Source organism: Amycolatopsis sp. cg5, from assembly GCF_041346955.1.
Lineage (GTDB): Bacteria > Actinomycetota > Actinomycetes > Mycobacteriales > Pseudonocardiaceae > Amycolatopsis.
Window position 1 is genome coordinate 6,049,033 of record NZ_CP166849.1, and the last position, 25,640, is coordinate 6,074,672.

General features: G+C 69.4%; 28 protein-coding genes. 16 read left to right on the top strand and 12 right to left on the bottom strand.

What is annotated here, in order from left to right; all coding sequences use genetic code 11:
* The first annotated feature begins 79 nt into the window (after nucleotides 1-79).
* Nucleotides 80-439: a thioredoxin family protein gene (locus AB5J62_RS26875; protein ID WP_370942701.1), complete on the top strand. Its 360-nt coding sequence runs from the start codon at nucleotides 80-82 to the stop codon at nucleotides 437-439.
* Nucleotides 440-496: 57 nt separating this feature from the next.
* On the opposite strand, the gene AB5J62_RS26880 is transcribed toward AB5J62_RS26875, so the two are convergent.
* Nucleotides 497-1,426 carry a proline dehydrogenase family protein gene (locus AB5J62_RS26880; RefSeq protein ID WP_370942702.1) on the bottom strand — a complete coding sequence of 310 codons (930 nt, stop codon included), beginning with the start codon at nucleotides 1,424-1,426 and terminating at the stop codon, nucleotides 497-499.
* A gap of 38 nt (nucleotides 1,427-1,464) precedes the next feature.
* A complete protein-coding gene (gene pruA / locus AB5J62_RS26885; protein WP_370942703.1) occupies nucleotides 1,465-3,093 on the bottom strand; it encodes an L-glutamate gamma-semialdehyde dehydrogenase in 1,629 nt (542 codons plus the stop codon).
* 122 nt (nucleotides 3,094-3,215) lie between these two features.
* Here pruA and AB5J62_RS26890 point away from each other — a divergent pair, with 122 nt between their 5' ends.
* The 4 genes from AB5J62_RS26890 to AB5J62_RS26905 all read left to right on the top strand — a co-directional run bounded on the left by AB5J62_RS26890 (nucleotide 3,216) and on the right by AB5J62_RS26905 (nucleotide 7,888).
* Nucleotides 3,216-4,799 (top strand): PucR family transcriptional regulator, encoded by a 1,584-nt coding sequence (locus tag AB5J62_RS26890; RefSeq protein WP_370942704.1) that lies wholly within the window; start codon nucleotides 3,216-3,218, stop codon nucleotides 4,797-4,799.
* 109 nt (nucleotides 4,800-4,908) lie between these two features.
* Nucleotides 4,909-5,901, top strand: a complete 993-nt coding sequence (locus AB5J62_RS26895) for a hypothetical protein (protein WP_370942705.1) — start codon at nucleotides 4,909-4,911, stop codon at nucleotides 5,899-5,901.
* Between the two features lie 39 nt (nucleotides 5,902-5,940).
* Nucleotides 5,941-6,645 carry an alpha/beta fold hydrolase gene (locus AB5J62_RS26900; RefSeq protein WP_370942706.1) on the top strand — a complete coding sequence of 235 codons (705 nt, stop codon included), beginning with the start codon at nucleotides 5,941-5,943 and terminating at the stop codon, nucleotides 6,643-6,645.
* Nucleotides 6,646-6,661: 16 nt separating this feature from the next.
* A complete protein-coding gene (locus AB5J62_RS26905; RefSeq protein ID WP_370942707.1) occupies nucleotides 6,662-7,888 on the top strand; it encodes an acetyl-CoA C-acetyltransferase in 1,227 nt (408 codons plus the stop codon).
* A gap of 43 nt (nucleotides 7,889-7,931) precedes the next feature.
* Here the strand turns inward: AB5J62_RS26905 and AB5J62_RS26910 are convergent, their stop codons facing one another.
* On the bottom strand, nucleotides 7,932-8,813 hold the full coding sequence (locus AB5J62_RS26910) for an FG-GAP repeat domain-containing protein (RefSeq protein WP_370942708.1): 882 nt from the start codon (nucleotides 8,811-8,813) through the stop codon (nucleotides 7,932-7,934).
* A 150-nt stretch (nucleotides 8,814-8,963) separates the two neighbouring features.
* Between AB5J62_RS26910 and AB5J62_RS26915 the strand changes: the two genes are divergently transcribed.
* Complete coding sequence (locus AB5J62_RS26915; protein WP_370942709.1) at nucleotides 8,964-9,551, top strand: helix-turn-helix domain-containing protein; 588 nt, start codon at nucleotides 8,964-8,966, stop codon at nucleotides 9,549-9,551.
* 46 nt (nucleotides 9,552-9,597) lie between these two features.
* On the opposite strand, the gene AB5J62_RS26920 is transcribed toward AB5J62_RS26915, so the two are convergent.
* The 5 genes from AB5J62_RS26920 to AB5J62_RS26940 all read right to left on the bottom strand — a co-directional run bounded on the left by AB5J62_RS26920 (nucleotide 9,598) and on the right by AB5J62_RS26940 (nucleotide 12,874).
* Nucleotides 9,598-9,834, bottom strand: a complete 237-nt coding sequence (locus AB5J62_RS26920) for a S1 RNA-binding domain-containing protein (protein WP_370942710.1) — start codon at nucleotides 9,832-9,834, stop codon at nucleotides 9,598-9,600.
* A gap of 123 nt (nucleotides 9,835-9,957) precedes the next feature.
* Nucleotides 9,958-10,968: an LLM class flavin-dependent oxidoreductase gene (locus AB5J62_RS26925; protein ID WP_370942711.1), complete on the bottom strand. Its 1,011-nt coding sequence runs from the start codon at nucleotides 10,966-10,968 to the stop codon at nucleotides 9,958-9,960.
* Between the two features lie 38 nt (nucleotides 10,969-11,006).
* On the bottom strand, nucleotides 11,007-11,399 hold the full coding sequence (locus tag AB5J62_RS26930) for a DUF6221 family protein (protein WP_370942712.1): 393 nt from the start codon (nucleotides 11,397-11,399) through the stop codon (nucleotides 11,007-11,009).
* A 90-nt stretch (nucleotides 11,400-11,489) separates the two neighbouring features.
* Nucleotides 11,490-12,509 (bottom strand): non-homologous end-joining DNA ligase, encoded by a 1,020-nt coding sequence (gene ligD / locus AB5J62_RS26935; RefSeq protein WP_370942713.1) that lies wholly within the window; start codon nucleotides 12,507-12,509, stop codon nucleotides 11,490-11,492.
* Between the two features lie 5 nt (nucleotides 12,510-12,514).
* The gene (locus AB5J62_RS26940) at nucleotides 12,515-12,874 is read right to left on the bottom strand and encodes a GNAT family N-acetyltransferase (protein ID WP_370942714.1); all 360 of its coding nucleotides are present in this window, start codon (nucleotides 12,872-12,874) and stop codon (nucleotides 12,515-12,517) included.
* Between the two features lie 56 nt (nucleotides 12,875-12,930).
* Here AB5J62_RS26940 and AB5J62_RS26945 point away from each other — a divergent pair, with 56 nt between their 5' ends.
* The 8 genes from AB5J62_RS26945 (at nucleotide 12,931) to AB5J62_RS26980 (ending at nucleotide 19,037) form a co-directional block, all read left to right on the top strand.
* Nucleotides 12,931-13,605 carry a TVP38/TMEM64 family protein gene (locus AB5J62_RS26945; protein WP_370942715.1) on the top strand — a complete coding sequence of 225 codons (675 nt, stop codon included), beginning with the start codon at nucleotides 12,931-12,933 and terminating at the stop codon, nucleotides 13,603-13,605.
* Between the two features lie 166 nt (nucleotides 13,606-13,771).
* The gene (locus AB5J62_RS26950) at nucleotides 13,772-15,343 is read left to right on the top strand and encodes a protein kinase (protein ID WP_370950352.1); all 1,572 of its coding nucleotides are present in this window, start codon (nucleotides 13,772-13,774) and stop codon (nucleotides 15,341-15,343) included.
* Nucleotides 15,344-15,402: 59 nt separating this feature from the next.
* A complete protein-coding gene (locus tag AB5J62_RS26955; RefSeq protein ID WP_370942716.1) occupies nucleotides 15,403-15,708 on the top strand; it encodes a hypothetical protein in 306 nt (101 codons plus the stop codon).
* A 19-nt stretch (nucleotides 15,709-15,727) separates the two neighbouring features.
* Entirely contained in the window at nucleotides 15,728-16,150 is a 423-nt protein-coding gene (gene msrB, locus AB5J62_RS26960) for a peptide-methionine (R)-S-oxide reductase MsrB (RefSeq protein WP_370942717.1), read from the top strand.
* A 56-nt stretch (nucleotides 16,151-16,206) separates the two neighbouring features.
* Nucleotides 16,207-16,887 carry a TIGR04222 domain-containing membrane protein gene (locus AB5J62_RS26965; protein WP_370942718.1) on the top strand — a complete coding sequence of 227 codons (681 nt, stop codon included), beginning with the start codon at nucleotides 16,207-16,209 and terminating at the stop codon, nucleotides 16,885-16,887.
* Between the two features lie 113 nt (nucleotides 16,888-17,000).
* Nucleotides 17,001-17,894 carry a TIGR04222 domain-containing membrane protein gene (locus tag AB5J62_RS26970; RefSeq protein ID WP_370942719.1) on the top strand — a complete coding sequence of 298 codons (894 nt, stop codon included), beginning with the start codon at nucleotides 17,001-17,003 and terminating at the stop codon, nucleotides 17,892-17,894.
* Entirely contained in the window at nucleotides 17,887-18,690 is an 804-nt protein-coding gene (locus AB5J62_RS26975; protein ID WP_370942720.1) for a DUF692 family multinuclear iron-containing protein, read from the top strand. The genes AB5J62_RS26970 and AB5J62_RS26975 overlap by 8 nt, the downstream gene beginning before the upstream one ends.
* Nucleotides 18,687-19,037, top strand: a complete 351-nt coding sequence (locus AB5J62_RS26980; protein ID WP_370942721.1) for a hypothetical protein — start codon at nucleotides 18,687-18,689, stop codon at nucleotides 19,035-19,037. Before AB5J62_RS26975 ends, AB5J62_RS26980 begins: the two co-directional genes overlap by 4 nt.
* On the opposite strand, the gene AB5J62_RS26985 is transcribed toward AB5J62_RS26980, so the two are convergent.
* Genes AB5J62_RS26985 through hemE form a run of 4 tightly spaced genes read right to left on the bottom strand, consistent with a single transcriptional unit; the run spans nucleotide 19,008 to nucleotide 23,414 of the window.
* Nucleotides 19,008-20,291, bottom strand: coding sequence for a CoA transferase (locus AB5J62_RS26985; protein WP_370942722.1), 1,284 nt, complete (start codon nucleotides 20,289-20,291; stop codon nucleotides 19,008-19,010). The two genes, AB5J62_RS26980 and AB5J62_RS26985, sit on opposite strands and share 30 nt — an antisense overlap.
* A complete protein-coding gene (hemQ, locus tag AB5J62_RS26990) occupies nucleotides 20,291-20,983 on the bottom strand; it encodes a hydrogen peroxide-dependent heme synthase (RefSeq protein ID WP_370942723.1) in 693 nt (230 codons plus the stop codon). Before hemQ ends, AB5J62_RS26985 begins: the two co-directional genes overlap by 1 nt.
* A gap of 5 nt (nucleotides 20,984-20,988) precedes the next feature.
* Nucleotides 20,989-22,368: a protoporphyrinogen oxidase gene (hemG, locus tag AB5J62_RS26995; protein WP_370942724.1), complete on the bottom strand. Its 1,380-nt coding sequence runs from the start codon at nucleotides 22,366-22,368 to the stop codon at nucleotides 20,989-20,991.
* The gene (gene hemE / locus AB5J62_RS27000) at nucleotides 22,365-23,414 is read right to left on the bottom strand and encodes a uroporphyrinogen decarboxylase (RefSeq protein WP_370942725.1); all 1,050 of its coding nucleotides are present in this window, start codon (nucleotides 23,412-23,414) and stop codon (nucleotides 22,365-22,367) included. The genes hemG and hemE overlap by 4 nt, the downstream gene beginning before the upstream one ends.
* 85 nt (nucleotides 23,415-23,499) lie before the next feature.
* Between hemE and AB5J62_RS27005 the strand changes: the two genes are divergently transcribed.
* A complete protein-coding gene (locus AB5J62_RS27005; protein ID WP_370942726.1) occupies nucleotides 23,500-24,063 on the top strand; it encodes a DUF3000 domain-containing protein in 564 nt (187 codons plus the stop codon).
* Between the two features lie 826 nt (nucleotides 24,064-24,889).
* Nucleotides 24,890-25,606, top strand: a complete 717-nt coding sequence (locus tag AB5J62_RS27010; RefSeq protein ID WP_091292310.1) for a response regulator transcription factor — start codon at nucleotides 24,890-24,892, stop codon at nucleotides 25,604-25,606.
* The last annotated feature ends 34 nt before the right edge of the window (nucleotides 25,607-25,640 follow it).

Here is a 25,640-nt window from a genome sequence, read left to right on the forward strand (position 1 = left end):
GGGTCTCGCCGCACCGGCCCAGGCCATTGTCGCCCTCGCGAAGAGGAAACACCTCCGCCGAGAGGGCACAATGGGTTACATGGCCACCATCGACCTGACCGCCGCGACCTTCGACGAAGTCGTCGAGAACCACGACTTCGTCGTGATCGATTTCTGGGCAGGCTGGTGCATGCCTTGCCGCCAGTTCTCACCGACGTACGAAAAAGTGTCGGAAAATCACGACGACATCCTGTTCACCGCGGTCGACACCGAGGCCGAGCAGCAGCTCGCGGCCGCCTTCGAGGTCCGCTCGATCCCGACGCTGGCGATCATCAGGGAAAAAGTGCTTGTCTACGCGCAGCCGGGCGCGCTCAGCGAAGCCGGGCTCGAAGAGCTGCTGAAGACCGCACGTGAACTCGACATGGCCAAGGTGCACGCGGAAGCGACCCCGAACGCCTGAAAAGACGCCAAAGCCCGCTTCACCCCGGTCGGGGATGAAGCGGGCTTCACCAGCAGGTCACCCGCGGGTAGCGAGGCCCCGCAGGAAGAACGTCAGGTTCGCGGGACGTTCGGCGAGACGGCGCATGAAGTAGCCGTACCACTCGTCGCCGTACGGCACGTAGACGCGCATGGTCTCGCCGTCGGCCGCGATCCGGCGTTGTTCCTCCGGCCGGATGCCGTAGAGCATCTGGAACTCGTGGTCGGACGGCGCGCGCCCGGCCTCCATCGCCAGTTTTTCGGCGATGGCGATCATGCGAGGGTCGTGTGAGGCGACCATCGGGTAACCCTTGCCGGCCATCAGGACCTTGAGGCAGCGCACGTAGGACCGGTCGACCTCGGCTTTGTCCTGAAAAGCGACGGTCTCGGGTTCGGCGTACGCGCCCTTGCACAGCCGCACCCGCGAACCTTCGCCGGACAGCTCGCGGCAGTCCTGCTCGGTGCGGCGCAGGTAGGCCTGCAGCACGGCGCCCACCCACGGGAAGTCGACGCGCAGCTCGCGCAGGATGCCGAGCGTCGAGTCCGTGGTCGTGTGGTCTTCCATGTCCAGCGTGACCGTCGCGCCGACGGCGGCAGCGGCCTCGCAGATCCGCCGCGCGTTCTCCAGCGCGATCTTCTCGCCGTCCACCGGCAGGAACTGGCCGACGGCCGAGAGCTTGACCGAGACGTCCGCGCCCTTGGCGAGCCCGTCCGCGGCGAGCGCGGCGAGCATCTCCTCGTAGGCGCGAACGGTCGTGGTGGCCTGCGCCGCGTCGGTGGTGTCCTCGCCGAGGTGGTCGAGGGTGATCCGCAGGCCGTCTTCGGTCAGTTCGCGGACGACGCCCACGGCGTCGGCCGTGTCCGATCCGGCGACGAACCGGCGCACCACCGAGCGGGTGGCGGGCACGGTCTCGACCAGCGAACGCATGCGCCGCGACCTGGCGGCGGCGAGCAACGGTGCACGCAGCATGACGAGTCTCCTAGTGGTGAAAGGCCGCGAGAAAAGGCTCAGCCCTGGTGGGGGTAGCGGACGCTGGTCGGCGGGACGAAGGTCTCCTTGATCGAGCGCGGGCTGGTCCAGCGCAGCAGGTTCAGGATCGAACCGGCCTTGTCGTTGGTGCCCGACGCCCGCGCGCCACCGAAGGGCTGCTGCCCGACGACGGCGCCGGTCGGCTTGTCGTTGATGTAGAAGTTGCCGGCGGCGAAGCGCAGCGACTCGGTCGCCTTGGCCGCGGCGGCGCGGTCGTTGGCGATGACGGCGCCGGTCAGCGCGTAGCTGGCGGTCTCGTCGATCAGCTTGAGGACCTTGTCGTAGTCGGCGTCCTCGTAGACGTGCAGCGACAGGATCGGGCCGAAGTACTCGGTGCTGAAGATCTCGTGCGTCGGGTCGTCCGAGACGAGGATGGTCGGCTTGACGAAGTAGCCGACCGAGTCGTCCGCGGTGCCGCCGACGAGGACCTCGATCTTCGGGTCGGCGGCGGCCGACTGCAGCACGGCCGAGTGCTTGTCGAACGCGCGCTTGTCGATGACGGCGCCGGCGAAGTTGGAGAAGTCGGTGACGTCACCGATCTTCAGCGCCTCGGTCTCGGCGACCAGGCCGTCCTTGAGCTGCGCCCACAGCGAGCGCGGGACGTAGGCACGCGAAGCGGCGGAGCACTTCTGGCCCTGGTACTCGAAGGCGCCGCGGACGAGCGCGGTGCGCAGGACGTCGATGTCGGCGGACGGGTGCGCGAGCACGAAGTCCTTGCCGCCGGTCTCGCCGACCAGGCGCGGGTAGCTGCGGTAGCCGGCGATGTTCGCGCCGACGGTGCTCCACAGGTGCTGGAAGGTCGCGGTCGAGCCGGTGAAGTGGATGCCGGCCAGGTCGCGGTGGGTCAGCGCGACCTCGGACACGGGCGCGCCGTGGCCGGGCAGCAGGTTGATGACGCCCGGCGGCATGCCTGCCTCTTCGAGCAGGCGCATGGTCAGGTGCGCGGCGAAGCTCTGCGTCGGCGACGGCTTCCACAGCACGACGTTGCCCATCAGCGCGGGCGCGGTCGGCAGGTTGCCTGCGATGGCGGTGAAGTTGAACGGGGTGATCGCGTAGACGAAGCCCTCGAGCGGGCGCTGCTCCATGCGGTTCCACAGGCCCGGCGAGCTGGCGGGCTGCTCGGCGAGGATGCGGCGGCCGAACTCGACGTTGAAGCGCCAGAAGTCGGCCAGCTCGCAGGCGGAGTCGATCTCGGCCTGGATGGCGGTCTTCGACTGGCCGAGCATGGTGGCGGCGTTGAGCTTGGCGCGCCACGGGCCGGACAGCAGGTCGGCCGCGCGCAGGATGATCGCGGCGCGGTCGTCGAAGCTGAGCGCGCGCCACTCGGGGGCCGCGGCGTTGGCGGCGGCGATCGCGTCGGTGGTGTCCTGCGCGGTGGCGCCGTGGATGGTGCCGAGCACGTGGCCGTGGTTGTGCGGCTGGACGACGTCGATCTTGTCGCCGCCGCCGACACGCTGCTTTCCGCCGATGGTCAGCGTCAGGTCGATCGGCTCGGCGCCGCCCAGTTGCTTGAGCGCGCCCTCGAGCTCAGCGCGCTCGGCGCTGCCGGGCGCGTAGTTCAGCACCGGCTCGTTCTTGGGGGCGGGGGTCTGGGTCACGGCGTCCACAGCAGCACTCCTGACGACTTCACCTTCATGGGGTACCCGAAAACGGTATGCCTCGAAGCCTGCCAGTTCTTTGTCCGGCTCGCTAAGATAGGCGATACTGGTTTGTTCGATCGGATGAAATCGTGAGTACTGAACTCTTTAGTACAACGCTGCGCCACATCCTGGCCACCCTGGGTGACCCGCTGGTCGAGGTCGTCACCGCGCCGCAGGGCCTGGGTGTGCGGGTCGACGACGTGGTCATCCTCGATCCCGAGGACCCGCCGGAGGCGCATGCCGGCGATCTGGTGCTGGTGATCGGCGCCCGTGGCCGGTCGGCCGCGCCCGCGATCCGGGTCGCGGGCAAGAGCGGCGCGGCCGCCGTGGCCGTCAAGGGCGCGGCCGGGCTGGCGAGCGTCGCGGCCGACGCGGGGGTCACCCTGCTGGAGGTCCGGCCGGAGGCACGCTGGGAGCAGGTCGAGGCGTTGACGCGAGCGGTCATCGACGCGGCGCGCGCGGGCGGCGAGGCCGAGACGGGCGAGGTGCTGGGCGACCTGTTCTCGCTGGCGCAGACGATCGCGACCCTGACCGGCGGTTTGGTCAGTATCGAGGACACGGCAAGCCGCGTCCTCGCGTATTCGCGGGCGGGCGACGAGGTCGACGAGTTGCGGCGGTTGTCGATTTTGGGACGACAAGGGCCGGAGCGCTACCTCGCGATGCTGCGCGAGTGGGGCGTTTATCAACGACTGAGAGCTGGCGAAGGCATCGTAAGGATCGACGAACGCCCGGACCTCGGCATCCGCAGACGCATCGCGGCGGGTATCCACGCGGGCTCGCAGCCATTGGGCACCATTTGGGTCCAGGAGGGTTCCCAACCGCTCAACGACCAAGCCGAATCTGCGCTTTTGGGCGCCAGCAGGACGCTCGCGCCCCAGTTGATCCGGCACCGCACCTTGCCGAGCCCCGAAAACCGCCTGCGCGAAGACCTTTTGGTCAGTTTGCTCGACGGCCGCGTCGACGCCGAGTCGGTCGCCGACGACATCGGCGCCGACCCGGCCCGCCCGGCGATGGTCGTCGTGTTCGCGTTGCACCGCGAGGGCGCGAGCACCGGCCGCCAGCTCCGCCGCGCCGAACTGGTCAACCTGATCTCGGTGCACACGGCGGCGTACCGGCGCAGCGCGATGGTGAGCGTCATCGGCGGCCGCGTCTACGCGTTGCTGCCGGATCTGCCGGAACGCGGCGAAACCCGGGTGCTCTCGCTGGCCAAGGAGATCGTCGCCGCCGCGGCCAGGCACCTCGACGTCCCGGTCAGGGCGGCATTGGGCGGCGTCGTGCCACGCCTGGCCGAAAGTGTCCTTTCGCGTGCCGACGCGGACCGGGTGCTCGCGACGATGGCCCGCGGGCACTGGAAGGCCGACGTCGCCTCGCTGGCGGACGTGCGAGCAGAGGTGCTGCTGTCCGAAGTGCTCGCGTATCTGGACGACCAGCCCCGGATCCGCGATCCCCGGTTGACGGAATTGGTGACACACGACGCCGAGCACGGCGGCATCCTGATTCCCGCGCTGCTGGCGTATCTGGACGCTTTCGGCGACGTCCGCAAAGCCGCGGGCGCGTTGAACATTCACCCGAACACGGTCCGGTATCGCGTCCGGCGCGCCGAGGAGATCTCGGGAATCGACCTCGCGGACCCCGCGCAACGCATCCTCACTCAGTTACAACTCAGGCTCTAATTGCACGATTTGAGCTAGAAAATGTCTCTCTTCCGACTCGATCGGTCACGCCGCGGCGCGAATCACCGACCTTGAAGGGAAAGCGTTAGTCCAGGAGGGGGAGAAGCGCATGCCCAACGGTGATTTCGTGCTGCCGACAAGACCGACGCCGCTTCAGTTGCGCGACGAGTTCTACCGGCAGGGACAACCTAACTTCGACCAGATACGCGAGCGATTCCAGGTCGTACACGGACCGATCATCGACGAGTACTACGCAGCCGACACACCGGCGGCCGCGATACTAGTCCGCACGACACGCGAGCATCGCGTTCTAGGGTTTAGTTGGACCGCTGTAGGCCCTTCGAAGCTGCAAATCAGCTACTCCAGCGCCGCAGCAAATCCGAGCTTCGCGGCGGCCTTGCGCTCCGCACGGCAGGAGGAGCACAAGAACTCGGCTCTCTTGCGCCGAAGGGCACAAGAGATTTTCGCGCAGACCATTTACATCGTGATCGTCCACCTGCTCGGGATCCTCGACCTGATCGCGTCCGCGCAAAGAAGTGGCGCACTGGACGAAAAGCAACAAGAGGACCGGTTACGCCAAGAAGCGGAAGCCGCGGATAAGGACATCAACCAGGCGAAGGCCTTCGCGGCTGGCTCGGTTCGGAGTTCGGCGGTTTCCTTCTATACCCTAGGCCTGCTCCCTGGTGTCGTCCTTGTCACCTTGCTGCTCTTGTGCCTTCAACTGGTTCCGGCCACTTTTATGGGCGCCACCGCTGCGGATACCGCCCGACTGACGGTGTGCCTGGCTTCCGGCGCGATCGGAGCGACTGTCAGCGTGATGGTCCGAATCACCAAGAACGGGAACCTCGACGTCGCGATCGACCGCACTCGCTGGATGACATCCCTGGGTGGCGCGTTTCGGCCGGTCGTGGGCGCAATCTTCGGTGCGGCGTTCTTCGTCCTCATCAAAGGCAGCCTGATTCCGCTCAAGGACGCCGGCGCGAACGACGCGTTCTACTTCACGGGCCTGGCGTTCCTGGCCGGGTTCAGCGAACGGTGGGCACAGGACACCATCGTGCAGAGCACGCCATCGTCGTCGACGTCGAGCGGAGGGACTCCCTAGCGCCGGGCCAGCCGCCGACGAGTTCGGTAAAAAGGTCGCATGAGGCTGCACACGCGTGAGTGGGGTTCCGGCGACCGGGTCGCCGTGCTGGTGCACGGGATGGGCGCGAGTTCGCGCGCGTGGTGGCGGGTCGGGCCGGAGCTGGCCGGGCGTGGCTACCGGGTGCTCGCCGTCGACCTGCCGGGGCACGGCGGTTCGGCTCCCGCGCCGGACGCCGAGCCGTCCGAGTTCGCCGAAGCCTTGCTGGCGACCGTGCCCGTCAAGCCCGCGCTGGCGTTGGGTCACTCGATGGGCGGAATGACGCTGGCGCTGGCCGTCGAGCGGCTGCTGCCGGAGCGGGCGGTCTACTCGGAGCCGTTGTTCCGGGTGCCTCGGCTCGACGTGCTGGAGGCGTTCATCACCCGGGACATGGCGCGCACCAAGGGACTCAGCGTCGCGCAGCTGTACGCGGAACGTCCACAGTGGAACGACGAGGCGCGTGCGGTGGAGGCCGAGACGATCGCCGCGTGGGACCTCGACACCTCGATCGGGTTCCTGCACCGGCTGGCCGGGCAGGACCTTTCGCCGCCGCCCGTGGTGCCGTCGATGATCCAGCTCGCGAAGCCGAGCCGGGTGCTGTCGGCGGCTTTCGCGGCGGAGCTCGCCGAGCGCGGGTTCGAGGTGCGCGAGGTGGCGCATCCCGATCACACGTTGCACTACGCCGACCACGAGGGGTTCATGGGCTCGCTCGACGGGTGGCTCTGAACCGGCGGGTGGCACTATGGCCGGTGTGACCGGAGAAGTGCTGATCTGCGAACCCGTCCGCACCGCCGTCGGGCGGTTCGGTGGCGTCTACAAAGACGTTCCCGTGACCGAACTGGCCGCGACCGTCATCCGCGAAGTGCTGCGGCGCACCGGGATACCGGGCACGGCGGTCGACGACGTGATCTTCGGCCAGTGCAACCCCAATGGCGAGGCGCCCGCGCTCGGCCGGGTCGCGGCGCTGGACGCCGGGCTGCCGGTCGAGGTGCCCGGCCTGCAGGTCGACCGGCGCTGCGGGTCCGGGCTGCAGGCCGTGCTGGACGCGGCGATGCGGGTGCAGACCGGGGTCGCCGACCTGGTGCTCGCCGGCGGCGCCGAGAGCATGAGCCAGGTCGAGTTCTACAGCGACGCGATGCGCTGGGGCGTCAAGGGGTCCGGCGTCGAGCTGCACGACCGCCTCGCGCGGGCGCGGCTGACCGCGGGCGGCGCGAACTTCCCCGTGCCGGGCGGCATGCTCGAAACGGCCGAGAACCTCCGGCGTGAGTACGGGATCCCCCGCGAGGAGCAGGACGCGCTCGCGGTGGCCTCGCACCAGCGCGCGGTCGCGGCACGCGGGGTGTTCGCCGAGGAGATCGCGCCGGTGACCATTCCCGGCAGGCGCGGCAAACCCGACGTCGTCGTCGACACCGACGAGCACCCGCGCGCGGACACCACCGCCGAGTCGCTCGCCGCGCTCAAGCCGGTCATGCTGCGCCAAGACCCCGACGCGACCGTCACCGCCGGCAACGCGAGCGGTCAGAACGACGGGGCCGCCGTCTGCGTGGTCGCCAGCCCGGCCAAAGCGGCCGAACTCGGGCTGCGGCCGCTGGCCCGCCTGGTCTCCTGGGCGGTCGCCGGGGTCCCGCCGCGCACCATGGGCATCGGCCCCGTCCCCGCGACGGCCAAGGCGCTCGAACGCGCCGGGCTCGGCCTCGGCGACATCGACCTCATCGAACTGAACGAGGCCTTCGCCGCCCAGGTGCTGGCCTGCACCCGCGAGTGGAAGCTGACCGAGCGGGACTTCGCGGAGCGGCTGAACGTCAACGGTTCCGGCATCTCGCTGGGTCACCCGGTCGGCGCCACCGGCATCCGGATCCTGACCACGCTGGTCCGCGAGATGCGGCGCCGCGACGCCCGCTACGGCCTGGAGACCATGTGCATCGGCGGTGGCCAGGGGCTCGCCGCCATCTTCGAACGCGTGGCGTGACACGGTGGGGGCCCGCCCCGGGCCCCCACCGTTCTCCGCCCGATCAGACCGGGATGTCGCCCGCGACGCCCCACTGCGTGGTGAACAGGTTCAGGCCGTACCAATAGCCGTTGCCCGGCCGCCACACGACGAAGTCGGCGCGCCCGTCGCCGCCGAAGTCGCCGCCCATCGGCACGTCACCGGCCGCACCCCACTGCTGCTGTGCGATACCCAGCACGTACCAATAGCTATTACTAGGCCGCCAGACGGCGAAGTCGGCACGGCCGTCGGCATTGAAATCACCGGCCACCGGAATGTCACCGGCCGTCCCCCATTGCTGGGTGGCGATGTTACGTACGTACCAGTACCCATTGCTCGGGCGCCATACCGTGAAATCGGCGAAACCGTCGGCATTGAAATCACCGGCGACGGGAACGTCCCCGCTGACGCCCCACTGCACGGTCGCGATACCGCGCACGTACCAGACGCCGTCACTGGGCCGCCAGACATTGATGTCGGCGCGGCCGTCACCATTGAAATCGGCGGGCAGCGGAACGTCCCCGCCGATGCCCCACTGCGTGGTGACGACCGCGCCATTGCTGCTCTGGATGACGTACCAGGTACCGTTGCTCGGCCGCCACACGGCGAAGTCGGCGCGGTGGTCGCCGTCGTAGTCGGCGGCGACCGGCACGTCGCCGGACACACCCCACTGCCGGGTCACCACGGCGCCGTTCCCGCTCTGGATCACGTACCAGTATCCGTTGCCAGGACGCCAAACCGCCTTGTCGGCGAAGCCGTCGCCGTCGAAGTCGGCGGCGACCTTCTGCGACGCGGCCGACGTCGCGACGGTGACCTCCGCACCGTCGGCGTGCGCGACGGCCGGAGTGACGGCCAGCGCGGTGAGCAGGCCGGTCACCACGGTCCCCAACCGATTGGTCCTTCGCATTTGCCTGAAACCTTTCCCCTCATCGGATGTACTCTTCCCCGCACGCTCGCCATTGCCCGAAAATACGTACCGGGGTACCTACAGCGTGACCTTCCGGACCTGGGATCGTCAGCCATAGTTCCGCACAGCGGACCGATGAGGGGGATACCAATGAAAACGAAAAAACCGAGAACCGTGCTCGAAGGCGCATTCACGCTGTTGGACGCATTGGTAAGACTTCGGGGTGAAGCGGGCCTGACTCAGCTGGCCAATTCCTGCTCGATACCGAAGGCGACTGTCCACCGATTACTCGAGCAATTAACCGAATTGGAGGTTGTCCAGCGCACCGAAAGCCGCTATCGGATCGGCGCGCAGGCGTTCCGGCTCGGCCAGTCGTGGCAGCCGTACCCCCGGTTGCTCGATCTCGCCCGCCACCGGCTCCGGCTGCTCGCCACCGCCACCCACGCCAGCTCGGTGCTCGCGGTGCCGTGTGACGGCCACCTGCTCATCGCCGCCGCCATCCTCACCCGGGCGGAGCACGAGCGCCTGCTGCGGCCCGGCGCCACGGTGCCGAGGCAGACCGGGCGCTTCTCCCCCGGCTGGCAGGCCGAGCACGAGCTGACGGTCACCGAAGCGCCCGTCCGGCTGCCGACCGGCGAGGTGCTCGGCGTCATCGCGGCCACCTTGCCGCCGGAACGCGGGCTCGGCGCGGTCGAGCACGCCGCACGCGCGATCAGCGTGGCGCTCGTGTCGTCGTAAGCGGGTGCCGATCACCCCGGAAGGCGACCGGCACCCGGCCGGGCCGCTACGCCTGCACCAGGCTGAAGCGGCGGTTTTCGACGTCGATCCGGTCGATCTTCACCGCGATGCGCGCGCCGCGCTCGGTGGCGACGCTGGGCAGCAGGCCTTGGACGCCGTCGGCGACCTCGACGAACGCACCGAAGGGCAGCACCTGGGTGACGAGCCCGTCGAGCACCCCGCCCGCGCTGTGGCGCGCGACGAAGTCCTGCCAGACCGGCAGTGGGATCTGTGTGGGAGACATGCTTTTCACCTCCTTCCCGTGCACGTTTCCTCAGCGGAGAAACGCGCGGAAGGCGGCGGGCCGCGGGCGGTCAAGCCCCGGCCGGGCACCCCGTCTGCTCATGGCTCAAGGCCGACCCGGCAGTCACCCGGCGACAGTAGCAACCTGACGCGTCACCAGGCCAGCGAGCCCGCGATACGAATCGAGCAGCGCGACGCGGTCATGGCTCGCGGTGGTGATCAGGAACTCGTCGGCCGCGGTGCGCTCGGCGAGTCCTTCGAGCCGTTCCAGCACTTCGGACTCGGTCCCGTGGATCTGGCCCGCGAGTGCCTGGTCGAGCCGAGCGCGCTCACGGTCGGTGATCGTCAGCGCGCGCACCTGGTCCGGTGCGAGCAGCGGCGGGAACTCGCCACGGGTGCGCGAATAGGTCGTCGACCACGCTTCCGGTAGCAATAGATCGCGAGCCCGCGATGAATTCTCGGCCACCGACACAGCGGTGGAAACGATCACATACGCGGGACCAAAGGATGATTGTCGGAAATTGTCGCGATAGCGGTCTATCGCGTCGGTCATCGCCTTTTCGCCGCGAATGGCGGCGATCACGAGTGGCAGCCCGAGTTCGGCGGCGAGGTCCGCGCCGGCCCCGGTCGCGAGCAGGAAAGCGGGCACCCGCGCGCCCTCGGCGGCGACCGCGTGGACGCCGGGATGGCGCGTCTGCGTCCCGTCGAAATAGCCCAGCAGCTCGGAAACCTGTTCGCCGAAGCGGTCGGCGTCGTCTTTGCCGTGCCCCAGCGCACGGCGGATTCCGTCGGTGAAGCCGACGGATCGGCCCAATCCCATGTCGATCCGGCCCGGAAACAGCGATTCCAGCACACCGAACTGTTCCGCGACCACGAGCGGCGGATGGTTCGGCAGCATCACCCCGCCGGTGCCGACGCGGATGGTCGAGGTCGCCGCGGCGACGGCCGACGCGAGCACCAGCGGCGCGGCGCCTGCGATGCCGGGCACGCTGTGGTGCTCGGAAACCCAGAACCGGTGATAGCCCAGCGCTTCGATCTCCCGCGCGAACGCGACGGTGTCACGCAGGGCGGCGCCAGGCGTGGAGTTCGCGCGAACGGGTGAACGGTCGAGCACGGAAAATCGGGACGGCAGCACACAAAGAGCAACGCGGGCGGCCGGAGATCATTCCCGCCCTACGGCTTCCAGGCGTCGTTGTACTCCTTGTGGTCCCCGTACGGCAGCGCGAGAAGCCGCAGCGTCATGCACCAGTTCGAGCCTGCCTCGTCCGACGGGACATGACACGTCTCACACCAGTAGTCCCTGCCGTAGAGCGGGAAACCGGGCACCTGGTCGTTGACGGCCGTGCGGTGCGTCGCCAAGATCCGGCGCACCGTCTCGGATTCCTGGACCATCTGGTTGACGACGTCGAGCTCGAGCTCGGTCAGCGCGCGGATGCGCTTCTCGATCACGACCTTCGACTCGCCGCGGTCGAGCCGCTCGCCGGATTTGGTCTTCTTGACGGCTCGCATGATCAGCGACTGCCGTTCGGTCACCCTGGCCTTGAGGAAGGCGACCAGATCGTCCATGCCGGCAATCCTCCTGAGTTCGGCCGAGCATCATGTATTGCGCATAGTCGCGACTGCGCCCTACGACGTTACCCGTTCGGCCGAAACAACTTAAGTATCGGATCGCGCTTTACTCGGCTGAACACGCTTGGGCTCACCAGGCATTTTCGGGTAATCAGGCGGATAAGGCAGCTCAGCGACGCCCAAGTCACGTTCGTCACGTGCGTACCACTCGAGCAACGTTTCGATACCGTGCGTGACCGAGTCCAGCTCGGCGTGCGGATCACCGGCCTCGGCGAGCCGGACCGGTACGGACAAGATGTCGAAGTCGTCCGGGTGCACCTCGGTGAGCTCGTCCCAGGTGACCGGAGTCGACACGGTCGCGCGCGAAGTCCCCCGAACGGACCAGCTGGACGCGACGGTCCGATCGCGCGCGGCCTGGTTGTAGTCGATGAACACGCGGCCGCCCCGCTCCTCCTTCCACCACGAGATGGTCGCTTTCTCCGGCATCCGCCGTTCGACCTCGCGGCCGAGCGCGATCACCGCGTGCCGGACGTCGATGAAGTCCCACTCCGGCCGGATCCGGACCAGCACGTGCACCCCGCGCCCGCCCGAGGTCTTCGGATACCCGGTCAGCCCGGCGTCGGCCAGCACCTCCCGCACGCAGCCTGCGACCTCGACCGCGTCACCGAAGCTCGCCTCGTCCGGCGGGTCGACGTCGATGCGGAGCTCGTCGGGATGGTCGACGTCGGCGCGGCGCACCGGCCACGGGTGGAAGTCGAAGGTGCCGAGGTTCGCCGCCCAGGCGAACACGGCGGGCTCGGTCGGGCACACCTCGTCTGCCGTCCGGCCGGACGGGAAGGTGATCTTGGCGGTCTCCACCCAGCCGGGTGCGCCCTTCGGGATGCGCTTGGCGTAGAACCAGTCACCCGTGACGCCGTCGAGGTAGCGCTTGAGCGTGGTCGGCCGGTCGCCGATCGCGCGCAGCAGCGGCTCGCCGACGGCGATGTAGTACTCCACCACCTGCCGCTTCGTGAACCCCCGCTCGGGGAAATACGGCTTGTCGGGGCTGCTCACCTTGACCGTGCGCTCGCCTACCTGGTACTCGATCGGATCGCCGTGCTTGGGCATGGCGCCTACGGTAATCGCGGATCGGTCGCCAGCACGCCCATCTCCACCGAGTCGTGCCACTGTCCGTCCCACTTCAGCGAGTGCCTGCGCACCCCCTCGGCGACGAACCCGCACTTCTCGTAGACCCGCCTGGCACGCGGGTTGAAGGTGAACACGCCCAGCGACACGCGGTGCAGGCCGACCACGTCGAACGCGAAGTCCAGCACGGCGGCGGTCGCGTCGGTGCCGTAGCCCTTGCCGAACACCGGCGGCCCGGTCAGCGTGATCCGGAAGTTCATCGACTCGTTGTCCCGGTCGAGCTCGTTGAGCACGACCAGGCCCCGCCGGAGCTCGGGCTGGTCGCGCAGGGCGTCGAGGTTCAGCACCCGCCGAGTCCACCACGTCGGGAGGCACCGGCGGCAAGTGCTTTACCGTGGAGCGCATGTCGGGGAGAACCAAGTTGATCGTCGCGCTCGTGCTGCTCGCCCTGCTCGTGGCGGCCGCGGTGCTGGTGCCGATCCCGTCCCCCGCCGAACTGCGCGACTGGGCCACCGAGCTCGGCCCGGCGACGCCGTGGCTGTTCTTCCTCGCCTACACGGTGCTCACGGTCGCCCCGATCCCGCGAACGGTCTTCAACCTCGCGGGCGGGCTGCTGCTGGGCGCGACCGCCGGCATCGGGATCGGCATCCTGGCGACCACGATCGCGTCCGGGCTGTCGTTCGGGCTGGCCAGGCTGCTCGGCCGCGACCTGGTCGCCAGGCATCTGCACCGCAGGTCGGTGCGCCTGGTCAACGAGCACCTGTCCGACGGCGGTGTGCTGGCGATCACCTCGCTGCGGCTGATCCCGGTGGTCCCGTTCGCGCCGATGAGCTACTGCTGTGGCGTTTCATCCGTCCGATTGACGCCGTATCTGCTGGGCACAGCGCTCGGTAGCCTCCCGGGCACGATCGCGGTGGTGGTGCTCGGCGACGCGCTGACCGGCAACACGCCGCCCGCGCTGCTCGCCTGCTACGCCGCGTTCGCCGCCGTGGGCGCGATCGGCCTGGTCAGGACCTTCAAACGCCGGGTACCGCCGGTCGCCGAGCCGGAGTACGTGACGAGTCCTACGGCTGGCTGACGCAGATCCCGAACCTCAGCCCGCTACACTCGATCGGGTGCGCGAGGCGGGGTTCGCGCTGACCAAGAGCCATCATCGCGGAGATTTCCGAGGAGCAGGCGCCATCGACACCGGGCAACTGATCGCAGGGCACTATCGCCTGGTCGAGCACATCGGCAGCGGTGCCATGGGGGTCGTCTGGCGCGCCATCGACGTGCGCCTCGAACGCTCCGTGGCCGTCAAGCAGATCCTGGCCCAGCCGGGTGTGTCCGAGGCCGAGCGCGACAACATGCGCCAGCGCGCCATGCGCGAGGCGAAGAACGCGGCCCGCTTCCAGCATCCGAACGCCATCGTCGTGTTCGACATCGCCGAGCACAGCGGCGACCCGTGCCTGGTGATGGAGTTCGTCGACGGGCCCAGCCTGTCGGCCGTGCTGGCCCAGAACCCGACGCTGCCGGTCGGCCAGGTCGCGCGCATCGGCGAGCAGGTCGCGTCGGCGCTCCTGGCCGCGCACCGCGCCGGGATCGTCCACCGCGACGTCAAACCGGGCAACATCCTGATCGACGGCAACGGCGTCGCCAAGCTCACCGACTTCGGCATCTCCCGGGCCGCGGGCGACATGGCGCTGACCCAGACCGGCCTGATCGGCGGCACGCCCGCCTACCTGGCGCCGGAACTGGCCAGGGGCGCCGACCCGGTCCCCAGCTCGGACGTCTTCGCGCTCGGCGCGACGCTCTACCAGGCGCTGGAGGGCTTGACGCCCTACGGCGACACCTCGAACCAGCTCGCGCTGCTCTACGCGGCCGCGAACGGCAACATCGTCCCGCCGAAGCAGGCCGGACCGGCGACTTCGCTGGTCATGAGCCTTCTGCAGCCCGAGCCGGAGGACCGGCCGAGCATGGCCGAGGCCGCCGACCAGCTCCGCAGGCTCGCTTCGCGCAGCACCGAGCAGCTGCCCGGCATCACCGTCTCCCCGACGCTGCCCAGTGGTGGCGCGGGTGGCCGGAGACCGGTCGCGGCCGAGAACGGCGCGCCGCCGCCCTGGCAGCGCAAGGCCCCGCAGGGACCGCCGACTCCGCCGCGCACCCCGACGGCGGCCTACGCGCCGCCGATGACACCTCCGCGCCCCACCCAGGCGATGCCGCCGCAGACGCCGCCGCGCCCGGTCCCGTCGGCCGCCGCGCCGATGCGCGCGCCCCAGCCGCCTGCCAACGACTCGAAGCGCAAGACCATGGTGTTCGCGGGCGCCGGTGCGGCGGTCGTGGTCATCGCGGTGATCGTGTTCCTGGTGCTGAACTCCGGCAGCGACGGCAACGACTCGGGCGGCACGGCCGCCGGGCCGGGCTCCAGCTCGTCGCAGCAGCCCGGCAAGAGCACCCCGAAGTCGCCGGCCAGTTCCGGCTACCCGGCCGGAGCGCCGGACTCGACGCCGTCCGAAGGCAAGGTCACCGACTTCCCCACCGCCGCCAAGGCGATGACCACCTTCATCGACGACTCGACCAGAGGCAGCGCCACCGCGTGGAACTTGCTCAGCCCGGCCGCCCAGAAGGTGTACGGCACCCAGCAGCAGTTCCAGCAGTACTGGGCCGAGCAGAAGATCGGCGCGTGGAACACGGTGCGTTCGGACGCGGGCAAGGCGAATGACGACGGATCGCTGACGATGAACGTCAACATCAACACAGCGCCCCGCTACGGCTGGCGGATCATCAACCTCGGCGGCTCGCTCAAGATCGACTCGGACACCAAGCTCAAGCAGTAGTGGTGAGACGCGCCGCTGGGTGAGTGCGTCGAACGGTGTCCGTGGCATACCGTGGGGGTATGGCCGAGACCGGACCCACCGGACCGGGCCAGCATCCTCGCTTCCACGAGGACCTGGTCGGGCTCGATCCGCACGACCCCGAAGCGCGCGCGTTCGCCGAGCACCTCGACCGGATGGAACGTTGCGGGCCCAACTTCACCGTCGAGGCGTCGATCGACGGCGTCGCCGACTTCGCCGACTCGAGCAACCGCCTCGGTGGCCTGCGCTGGTGGATCGCGGCCTTCCTCGCGACCCTCATCATCGCCGGCGTGATAGTCGCCGCTTGGGACATCGTCGAACGGGCTTTGCAGTGGCTCGCGGAGTAACGTCGTAACTGTGAAAGGCATGAAACCCGTGGTCGGGGCCACCCCGCGTGTGGTCAAGTCCGAGCAGGAATGGCGTGAGCAGCTGTCCCCGGAGGAGTACGCCGTCCTCCGCCAGGCCGGTACGGAACGTCCGTACACCGGCGAATACACCGACACCGAGACGACCGGCTCCTACGAGTGCCGGGCCTGCGGCGCCGAATTGTTCCGCAGTGACACCAAGTTCCCCAGCCACTGCGGGTGGCCGTCGTTCTTCGACCCGGCGGACTCCGACGCGGTGCTGCTGCGTGAGGACCGCACGATGGGCATGAAGCGCATCGAGGTGCTCTGCAACTCGTGCCACAGCCACCTCGGGCACGTCTTCGAGGGCGAGGGCTACGCGACGCCGACGGACCAGCGGTACTGCATCAACTCGATCTCGCTGAAATTGGTCCCCAAGGAGTAGAGGCACACCCTCGCAACCTCCCGCCGCTCCTCCGCGTCCTGTTTGCTGGAGGAGTCATGGCGGGGTGGACGTATCTGGCGTTGCTGATCCTGCCCGCGCTCGTCGGCGCGGGCAGTGTGCTGCTGCTCGGCGCCAAGCACGCCTGCCGCCTGCCCACGCTCTATCACTTCGCCTATCTGGCGGGCGGCACGGCGCGCGTCGCCGAGACGGTCGTCGCCGCGATGATCGAACGCGAGCAGCTGCGCGTCGCCGAGACGGGACGGCTGTTCCGCACGCCCGTCGCCGCGGTCCATCCGCTCGAACACGAGGTGGCCGCCGCGACGCTTTCCCCGGCCGGGGTCACGGCCGCCGACCTTCGCGATTCTTTGGCGGATTCCGCGCCGATGCTGGCGATTTCCGCCGAGCTCGAAGCACGTGGATTGGTGACTCCGGAACGGCTGCGTCGCCGCGTGTGGTGGGCCGTGTTCGCCGTGTACACCGTTGTGCTGGCGCTCGGCACGGTCAGCTGGAAATGGCCGTTGCTTCTGCCGCTGGTGGTCGCGGCGATGGCAGGCGCGGCGCTGCTGGCCAAGGAACGCAAGCAGCCGCGGCCCACGCTCGCGGGGCTGAAATCCTATGAAATGGCACGTGGGGACCGGTCCGCGGTCGACGGCGCCGCCGGGCTGGTCGCGGTCGGCGGGCTGCGCCGGTACCCCGACGCGAAGCTGGCGAAGGCCCTGCAAGCCACCTCGAAGTGAAATTGCCCCCTCAAGCTTGCCTTAAGTCGAGTTCTCGAACCGGGATACAGGCTCTACGCTCTCTTCACTCGGCCATTACGGTGGACCGACACCCGGATGGGAGGGGAAGCACGATGGAAAACCCTTGGGGAATCTCGGGACCGGCGTTCATCCAGATCTACATCGGACTGTTGGTGGCGCCGCTGGTGGTGCGGGTCATCCTGGGCATCGGCGCGCGGCTCGCCAGGCCCGCCGCCGCCGTCGACACCGGACGCGCGCTCACCGTCTACGAATACGCGTACCTGGCGGGCGGCCAGAACCGGGTCATCGAAACGGTCATCGCCGCGCTGGTCGAGCGCGGACTGCTGCGGGTCAGCAGCAACCGCAAGATCCGGGCGACCGGCGCGATCCCCGGCGATCCGCTGGAGGCGGCGGTCGTCAGGACGGCGACCGGCAAGTCGACCTTGAGCATCATGGTGCGGATGAGCAGCTCCGCGGAACTCAGGGCACTCGCCACCGACCTCGAACGACGCGGCCTGGTCGTGCCGAACAGCCGGACCCGCACCATCCGGAAGGTCGTTTTCTGGCTCTACCTGGCGGTTCTGGCCGTCGGCTTCGCGCGCTGGGTGAACGGGCTTTCGCTCAACCGCCCGGTCGGCTGGCTCACCGCGCTGGTGATCGTCGCGCTGGTGGCCACGCTGATCGCCCGCGTGGTGGCCAAGCGGCCGACCAAGACGAAGGCGACGGCCAAGGGGCAGAGCGAGCTCAGCAAGGAGAAAAGCCGCACAGGGCAACACAACGCGGTACTCGCGGGTGCGGCGGGGCTCGTCGCCGTCGGCGGCATGACGATGTACCCGGACCCGGCGCTCAGCGCGGCGCTGATGGTGCCGGTGGCCTCTTCCGGAGGCGGCTGGAGCAGCAGCGACTCGGGTTCGTCGTTCTCCAGCAGCTGTGGCAGTTCTGGTGGGAGTAGTTCCTGCGGCGGTGGCGGCAGTTCCTGCGGCGGCGGTGGCGGCTGCGGTGGCTGACCAGCGGGGGAAGCTCGGTGTGGGGATCGGCTGGCGGCCCGAGATCGACCTGTCGATCGCCCGGATCCCGGGTGTCGACTGGGTCGAGGTCGTCGCCGAGAACCTCCACGCCAAGCACCTGCCCGAGTCCCTCACCGGGCTCGGGCTCCCCATCCTCCCGCACGCGGTTTCGCTTTCACTGGGTGGAGCGGAGCCGCTCGACACGGACCGCGTCGAGCATCTCGCCGCGGTCACCGAGGAACTCGGCGCGCCGATGGCCAGCGACCACGTCTGTTTCGTGCGCGCGGGCGGGCTCGACGCGGGCCATCTGATCCCGGTCCCGCGTACTCGTGACGCGCTGGATGTGCTGGTGGACAATGTCAAACTGACTCAGTCCATTGTGGGCGTTCCCTTCGCGATGGAGAACATCGCGGCCGTCTTCGAGTGGCCGGACGCCGAGCTGACCGAGGCCCAGTTCCTGCGCGAGCTGACCGAACGCACCGGCTGCCTGCTGATCATCGACGTCGCCAACCTCTACGCGACCGCGCGCAACCTCGGCACCGATCCGACGGCGTTCCTCGACGACATCCCTTGGCAGCAGCTGGCTTACGTGCACATGGCCGGCGGCGTCGAGCGCGACGGCATCTACCACGACACGCACGCGCACCCGATTTTCCCGCAGGTGCTGGAACTTCTCGGTGAACTGCGGTCCAGAGTGGACCCGCCGGGCGTGCTGCTCGAACGCGACGACGACTATCCGCCGGACACCGAACTCACGTCGGAACTGGCCGCCATCCGGAAGGTGGTCACCCGATGACGTCCGCCCGCGAGCGGCTTGCGGCGCAGCAGGGGGAGCTACTGCGCGCGCTGCTCGCGGGCGGCGTTCCACCGGCCGGGTTCGACGCCGGCCGGGTGCGCGCCGAGGTGATCGTGTTGCGCAACAAGCGAAGGCGCGTCGTCGGCTACCTCCGGCCGGACATCCCGGAGGAGCTGGGCACCCGGTTCGCGGAGCTGTTCGAGGTCTACGCCGCCGCGTACCCGAAGTTCGAAGGAACCCGGGCACGCGACGACGCGGAGCGGTTCGCGAAGTGGCTCATCGAGCGCGGTGAGCTCAAGAAGCCGAAACGGCGCTGGCTACCAGGTAAGCGGATCACTGCCGGGTAGGTGCGAGGCGTGCGTCCAAAAAGGATTGCCGCCGGGCAGCTCACCCGGCACCTTGACCCTGGTCAGCTCGCCGAACTGGCTGTCGACCTTCTCCAGCAGGTCGGACGCGTCCGGCATCTCCCCCGCGGGATCCTTGCGGCCCAACGAGTCCAGCCACGACGCCGTCCTGGCGAGCGCGAGCCGGACGTGCCGTGTGCCGCCCTCGGCGACCTGGGCGCGCACGGCTTCCATGATCCCGGCGGCGGCGAGCCAGCCGGTCGCGTGGTCGAGCGCCTGCACCGGCAACGGCCGAGGCTCGTCCATCCCCTGCTCTGCGGCGATGCCCGTCGCGAGCTGCACGAGACTGTCGAAGCCGCGACGGCGTGCCCACGGTCCGGTCCAGCCGTACGCGCTGAGGTCGGCGATGATCAGGCCAGGCCGGACCGCCGCGAGCTTCTCGGGCGTGAAACCCAGGCGCGGCAACGCACCCGGCCGGAACGACTGCAGCAGCACGTCCGCGCGCGCGACCATCTTCCACAGCTTGGCCCGGCCCGCCTCGGTGGTCAGGTTCAGGTACGCGGACTTCTTGCCCATGCCGGTGTCCATCACCAGCGGCGCGACGGTCGGCAGATGCGCGGCGCCGAGGTGCAGCACGTTCGCGCCGTGCGCGGCGAGCACCCGGCCGGCGACCGGGCCCGCGATGACGTGGGTCAGGTCCAGCACGCGGATCCCGCCGAGTGGCCGGTCCGATTCCCACAGCTCACGCCGGGGCCCGTCGCCGATGACGTCGTGCCCGGTCAACGGAAGTTCGCCGACGGCTTGGCCCTGCGGATGCGCGGCCCAGTCCTCGGGCGACCGCATGAGCGCGGCCGCGCCGCCCGCCGCGATCACGGCTTCCTGCACGTCGTGCGCCGAGCGTTTCGCGACCGCGGCCGTGACCGCCTCGACGGTCGGCGGGACGCCGAGTCCCCAGCAGACCGCGTCGGCGTGGTGCGCGTAGTTGCAGTGCAGGCGCACCCAGCCGTCACGAGCCTGATAGTTGCCGGACAGCGGCGCCCAGAGGTCACCGCCGTCCGGGGAGAACGCCTTGAGCAGGTACGCCTCGCTGTGGAACGCGGCCGCCGCGTGGCGGGTGTCCACCGTGACCTCACCGGGCGCGATCCCGCGCAGCCGCAGGAGTTCCCCCGCGGCGTCGGTGGCCGCCTCGATGCTCAGCGCGGCCGCGCGCGCGACCCGGAACGGTCCGGGCAGTACCGATTCGCTGCCGGTGATCACTACGGCAGGTTCGCGATGAGCTCGGCGGGCGGCACGCGCGGGCCGGTGTAGAACGGGATCTCTTCCCGCACGTGCTTGCGGGCCTCGGTGGCACGCAGGTCACGCATCAGGTCGACGATGCGGTGCAGCTCGTCGGCCTCGAACGCGAGGATCCACTCGTAGTCGCCGAGCGCGAACGAAGAGACCGTGTTCGCGCGGACGTCCGGATAGCCGCGGGCGGCCTTGCCGTGGTCGGCGAGCATCTTGCGGCGCTCGTCGTCGGGCAGCAGGTACCAGTCGTAGGAGCGCACGAACGGATAAACGCAGATGTACTTGCGCGCGTCCTCACCGGCGAGGAACGCCGGGATGTGGCTCTTGTTGAACTCGGCGGGCCGGTGCAGCGCCATCTGGCTCCAGACCGGGGTCGACGCGCGGCCGAGCGGCGTGCGGCGGAACCCGCTGTACGCGGCCTGCACCTGCTCGACCTCTTCGGCGTGCCACCAGATCATGAAGTCGGCGTCGGCGCGCATGCCCGCGACGTCGTAGACGCCGCGCACGACCACGCCTTTGCCCTCGAGCGCGTCGAGGTACTCGGTGGTCTCCCGCGCGGCGTCACCGCGATCCTCACCCAGTTTGCCCGGTTCGACCCGGAAGACCGACCAAGCGGTGTAGCGGATCGTGTCGTTGAGTTCGGTGTAGTTCAGCCGCGCCATGCCATTCATCTTGTCAGAAGCCGGTTGACCGCCGTCGTCGCCGTGGCCACACAAGCGGGTAGTCCCACCCCGTGCAGCGTCGCGCCCGCGATGGCCAGACCTGGGATTTCGGCGACGGCCCGCTCAATGCGCTCGACGCGGTCCAGATGTCCGGCGCCGTATTGCGGCAGCCCGCCACCCCAGCGGGTGACGATCGTCTCGACCGGCACGGCCGTCACACCGGTCAGATCGGCGAGATCGCGGCGGACGGCGGCGACGAGCTCCGAGTCGTCGACCTGCAGTACCCGCTCCTCGCCGAACCGGCCGACGGAGCCGCGGACCAGCACCGGCCCGTCGCCGTAGTGGGCCCATTTGCGCGTCGAGAAGGTGAACGCCTTCGCCGCGAACGGCTTGCCCGCCGAGTCCCGCTCGCCGGCGCCGATCAGGATGCCGGATTGGTCCGGCAGCTCGGTTCCGGGCGGCAACGCCATCGCGACGACGGCCATCGACGCGAGTTCGATCTCGCCGAACGCGGCCGACGCGGCGGGCACGACCCCGTCGAGCAGCTTGCGCGCGGCGGGCGCCGGGACGGCGAGCACGACCGCGTCGAAGTCCATGACCTCGGTGAAGGTGGTCGAGCCGATCTCCAGGCGCCAGCCGTCTTCCGCTTGTCGGAGTGACCGCACCGGGAGTCCGAGTCGGACGTCGGCCTTGGCCAGCTCGGCGAGGCGGTCGATCACGGCATTGAGGCCGCCGACGGTCGTGCCGAACACCGGCGCGGTGCTGCGGGACTTGGGCAGTTGCGCGGCGGCGGCCGCGGTCAGCGACTCGGCGCCGCCCGCCACCGCGGCGGCGAGACCGGGCATGGTCGCGCGCAGGCCGAGGCCGTCCGCTCCCCCCGCGTAGACGCCGCCGAGCAGCGGATCGACGAGCCGGTCGACCAATTCGTCGCCGAACCGGTCACGCAGGAGCCTGCCCAGTGGGACGTCGCGGTCCGGCAGTGACAGCGGCATGGTCGCTTCGGCGGCGACAGCCTTGTGGCCGTCTTCCGACAGGATCCCGGCGACGGCTTCGGCCGACGCGGGCACACCCATGACCGTGCCCGGCGGCAACCCTCGTGACGTCCCGCCCGCGCGAATGGTCGCCCGCGCGCCGGTCGGATGGGTGAGGCTCTGGCCGAGGCCGATCTCCTGGACCAGCGCGAGCATCTCCGGGCGGCGCGCGAGGAAGGCCTCGGCGCCGACGTCATAGGCCTGACCGGCGAGTTCGATCGTGCGCAGCTTGCCGCCGAGCTTCGCGGTCGATTCGAAGACCACGATCTCGGCCGCGTCGCCGAGCGACTGCCGCAGCCGGTAGGCGGCGGTCATCCCGGAGATGCCGCCGCCGACGACCGCGACCGTCTTCACAGCGAGTGGACCAGCTCGACGACCTTGGTCAGCACCTCGGGCTGGACGCCGGGCAGCACGCCGTGGCCCAGATTGAAGATGTGCCCCGAGGCCGCGCGGCCCTCGTCGGCGATCCGGCGGACCTCGGCTTCGAGCACCGGCCACGACGCGTGCAGCAGCGCCGGGTCGAGGTTGCCCTGCACGACGGCGTCGCCTCCCAAACGTCGGACGGCTTCGTCGAGCGGGATGCGCCAGTCGACACCGACGACGTCCGCGCCCGCGTCGCGCATGGCGGCCAGCAGCTCGCCGGTGCCGACGCCGAAGTGGATGCGCGGCACGCCGTAGCCTGCGACCCCGGCCAGTACCTTGGCCGAGTGCGGCAGCACGAACTCGCGGTAGTCCCGCTCCGAAAGCGCGCCCGCCCAGGAGTCGAACAGCTGGATCGCGTCGACACCGGCGTCGAGCTGCGCGCGGAGGAAGGTGAGCGCCACGTCGGCGAGCCGGTCGGCCAGCGCGTGCCAGACCTCGGGCTCGGAGTGCATGAGCGCCTTGGTGTGCTCGTGGTTACGGCTCGGGCCGCCCTCGATGAGGTAGGAGGCGAGAGTGAACGGCGCGCCCGCGAACCCGATCAGCGGCGTCTCGCCGAGGCGCTCGACCAGCAGGCCGACCCCTTCGGCGACCTTGCCGACCTGGTCGGCTTCGAGCACCGGGAGCGCGTCGACCGCGGCCTTGTCGCGCACCGGCGACGCGACCACCGGGCCGGTGCCGGGCACGATGTCGATGTCGACGCCGGCGGCCTTGAGCGGCACGACGATGTCGCTGAACAGGATGGCCGCGTCGACACCGTGCCGCCGGATCGGCTGCAGGGTGATCTCGGCGAGCATCTCGGGGTCGAAGCAGGCGTCGAGCATCGCGGTGCCCTCGCGGAGCGCGCGGTACTCGGGCAGCGAGCGACCTGCCTGGCGCATGAACCACACGGGCAGCCGCGAAGGCTTGCCGCCGTTCGCCGCCACGAGGAAGGGGGCGTCGGGCAGTGCGCGGCGCCGCGTCTGGAGTGTAGGAGACATCGTTTACATCGTATGGCTCTCGGCTGAGCGGCTTCTCGGCGCGTCTACCTCGGCATCGGCGGGTTCCCGCCTTACAGTCGGATTCGTGACCGCGATGACGCAAGCGCCCGAGCTGTTCCGTGAAGCCGTGGCCGCACTGCGCTCTGTGGTGCCCCGCCGGGAACTCGAGCTCGAAACCCTGCGGGCACCCCAGCGCCTGGCGCCGTGGTCGTACGCGATCAGCTGCGAAAGCACAGGTCCGGCGGACGTGCTCGCCACCGGGCGGCTCGTGCTGCTCCACGACCCCGACGGCCAGGACGGCTGGGACGGCGTGCTCAGGCTTGTCCTTTATGTACGCGCGGAGCTCGACCGCGAGCTGGCGACCGACCCGTTCCTCCCGGCCGTGGGCTGGTCATGGCTGACCGACGCGCTCGAAGCCTCGGGCGCGACGTGGACGGCCTTGGGCGGGACCGTGACGGAGACCTCGTCCGCCCGCTTCGGCGACATCTCGGGCCCGCCGCGGACCGACGACCTGGAACTTCGCGCTTCCTGGACGCCGGTCGACGCCCAGCTGCGGCCGCACGGCGAGGCCTTCTGCCAGGTCATGTCGAGCGTGGTCGGCCTGCCGCCGGTCGGCGTGACCATGTTCGGCCAGCGCCAGGGCTCCTAGCTCCCGCTCGGTCGTGAGCGTTTTGGCCGGTTAGAACCGGCCGTACCACTCACGACCCTCGCTGAGCTGGGAATGCCTCACGTACCTGGAGGGTCGGCAGCCGTACCTGGGCGGTCGGCACGCGTACCCAGAGGGTCGGCGGCGTGCCGACCGCCCAGGCACACGTGCCGACTCGTCAGGTACGCGTGCCGACCCGTCGGGTACGGGAGGTGGCGTTTCGGGCACGGGCTTCGGGGTGCGCATGCGGGCCACAACCACGTTGGGCCATTCGCGCGGCCTCAGTGGCGATGTGAGCGGTTTTCACGTCCCGGGGGTATACGGATGTTCACCTGGGCCCACTAGCCCGTCTGGCGGCTTGCCAGGGGGCGTTCACTATCGTGAACCCGGGCGTGTCACTCACCGCAACAAGATCAACTTCTCTTCATGTTTTGGTGAACGCCGTTCACGGCGTGCGCGCGATCTTCCGCGAGTCGCTCGGCGTGTCGCACCGAAAACATCAAAAACGGCGTTTTCCATGCGGATGAAAGGCGACCGAGGCGGTTGCACGGGCCATCTGCACGATCGCTCCGCAACCGGCAAAGGAGTTTCATCGTGTTCCCAGGGCGATCCGTTAGCCACGGGCTGTTCACTAGCCCGATCGTGTGACAACGAACCCTCTGAGTAACTACTAGTTCCAGATAGATACCCGTTCGATCCCCCCGAAACGCCTCTCAGACAGCTACAGTGCCTTCGACGACACCACTTTCGGTCTAAAGCTGGCGCGGCTAAACGGCCGAAGGTCCCGGTGCCGGTCGGGGGGCACGACCGACTCCAGGGAGGTAGTGACGTGGCTACCGTCGGCTTGAATCAGGCCGTCCGATCCACGCCAGCCGGTGCTTTGCCGGCGAGCATGGTTCCGCACCCGCGGGAAGAGCTTTTTTCCGTGCTGGTGGTCGATGACCACCCGCTGCTGAGGGAGGCAATAGCCGCAAGACTCGCACAAATGGGTGCGGGCACAGTTCACGAGGCCGCCACGGTGGCCGAGGCGAGGGCAAGGGCAACGGCCACTGGGCCGTGCGACCTGGCGATCCTCGACCTTGGCCTACCCGATGGCAGCGGCATTGAGCTGGTTACGGAACTCCGTAGCCAGGGCTGGCCACGTGTGGTTGTGCTCGCATCATCCGACGACCCGTACGCGGTCAGGTCGGCGTTCCAGGCCGGAGCTCAGGCATACCTGCTGAAATCCGCGTCGCCGGTGGTTGTCACCGACGGCGTGCGCAGGGTGCTCGAGGGCGGCGTGTACGCGGATCCGAGCGTGGCTCCGGTCCTGGCCACCGGCACGCGCGTTGCCGGCACCGACAACACCCCGCGCGAGCTTTCCGCGCGCGAGGTCGAGGTGCTGCAGCTCGTCGCCGACGGCCAGTCCAACAAGGAGATCGGAGAGGAACTCAGCCTCTCCGCGCTCACGGTGAAGTCGCACCTGTCCCGCATCGGGCGCAAGCTCGGGACCGGCGACAGGGCTCAGATGGTGGCGTTGGCGATGCGCGCAGGCGTTATTCGCTGACTCGGACATCAACTCTACGGGGCGGGCTGACCAG

What these genes read in the sequence shown, in the direction of transcription:
- AB5J62_RS26875 (WP_370942701.1), top strand. Translation starts at nt 80, where the DNA reads ATGGCCACCATCGACCTGACCGCCGCGACCTTCGACGAAGTCGTCGAG.
- AB5J62_RS26880 (WP_370942702.1), bottom strand. Translation starts at nt 1,426, where the DNA reads ATGCTGCGTGCACCGTTGCTCGCCGCCGCCAGGTCGCGGCGCATGCGT.
- AB5J62_RS26895 (WP_370942705.1), top strand. Translation starts at nt 4,909, where the DNA reads ATGCCCAACGGTGATTTCGTGCTGCCGACAAGACCGACGCCGCTTCAG.
- AB5J62_RS26900 (WP_370942706.1), top strand. Translation starts at nt 5,941, where the DNA reads ATGAGGCTGCACACGCGTGAGTGGGGTTCCGGCGACCGGGTCGCCGTG.
- AB5J62_RS26905 (WP_370942707.1), top strand. Translation starts at nt 6,662, where the DNA reads ATGGCCGGTGTGACCGGAGAAGTGCTGATCTGCGAACCCGTCCGCACC.
- AB5J62_RS26910 (WP_370942708.1), bottom strand. Translation starts at nt 8,813, where the DNA reads ATGCGAAGGACCAATCGGTTGGGGACCGTGGTGACCGGCCTGCTCACC.
- AB5J62_RS26915 (WP_370942709.1), top strand. Translation starts at nt 8,964, where the DNA reads ATGAAAACGAAAAAACCGAGAACCGTGCTCGAAGGCGCATTCACGCTG.
- AB5J62_RS26920 (WP_370942710.1), bottom strand. Translation starts at nt 9,834, where the DNA reads ATGTCTCCCACACAGATCCCACTGCCGGTCTGGCAGGACTTCGTCGCG.
- AB5J62_RS26930 (WP_370942712.1), bottom strand. Translation starts at nt 11,399, where the DNA reads ATGGACGATCTGGTCGCCTTCCTCAAGGCCAGGGTGACCGAACGGCAG.
- ligD (WP_370942713.1), bottom strand. Translation starts at nt 12,509, where the DNA reads ATGCCCAAGCACGGCGATCCGATCGAGTACCAGGTAGGCGAGCGCACG.
- AB5J62_RS26945 (WP_370942715.1), top strand. Translation starts at nt 12,931, where the DNA reads ATGTCGGGGAGAACCAAGTTGATCGTCGCGCTCGTGCTGCTCGCCCTG.
- AB5J62_RS26950 (WP_370950352.1), top strand. Translation starts at nt 13,772, where the DNA reads ATGGGGGTCGTCTGGCGCGCCATCGACGTGCGCCTCGAACGCTCCGTG.
- AB5J62_RS26955 (WP_370942716.1), top strand. Translation starts at nt 15,403, where the DNA reads ATGGCCGAGACCGGACCCACCGGACCGGGCCAGCATCCTCGCTTCCAC.
- msrB (WP_370942717.1), top strand. Translation starts at nt 15,728, where the DNA reads ATGAAACCCGTGGTCGGGGCCACCCCGCGTGTGGTCAAGTCCGAGCAG.
- AB5J62_RS26965 (WP_370942718.1), top strand. Translation starts at nt 16,207, where the DNA reads ATGGCGGGGTGGACGTATCTGGCGTTGCTGATCCTGCCCGCGCTCGTC.
- AB5J62_RS26970 (WP_370942719.1), top strand. Translation starts at nt 17,001, where the DNA reads ATGGAAAACCCTTGGGGAATCTCGGGACCGGCGTTCATCCAGATCTAC.
- AB5J62_RS26980 (WP_370942721.1), top strand. Translation starts at nt 18,687, where the DNA reads ATGACGTCCGCCCGCGAGCGGCTTGCGGCGCAGCAGGGGGAGCTACTG.
- hemQ (WP_370942723.1), bottom strand. Translation starts at nt 20,983, where the DNA reads ATGGCGCGGCTGAACTACACCGAACTCAACGACACGATCCGCTACACC.
- hemE (WP_370942725.1), bottom strand. Translation starts at nt 23,414, where the DNA reads ATGTCTCCTACACTCCAGACGCGGCGCCGCGCACTGCCCGACGCCCCC.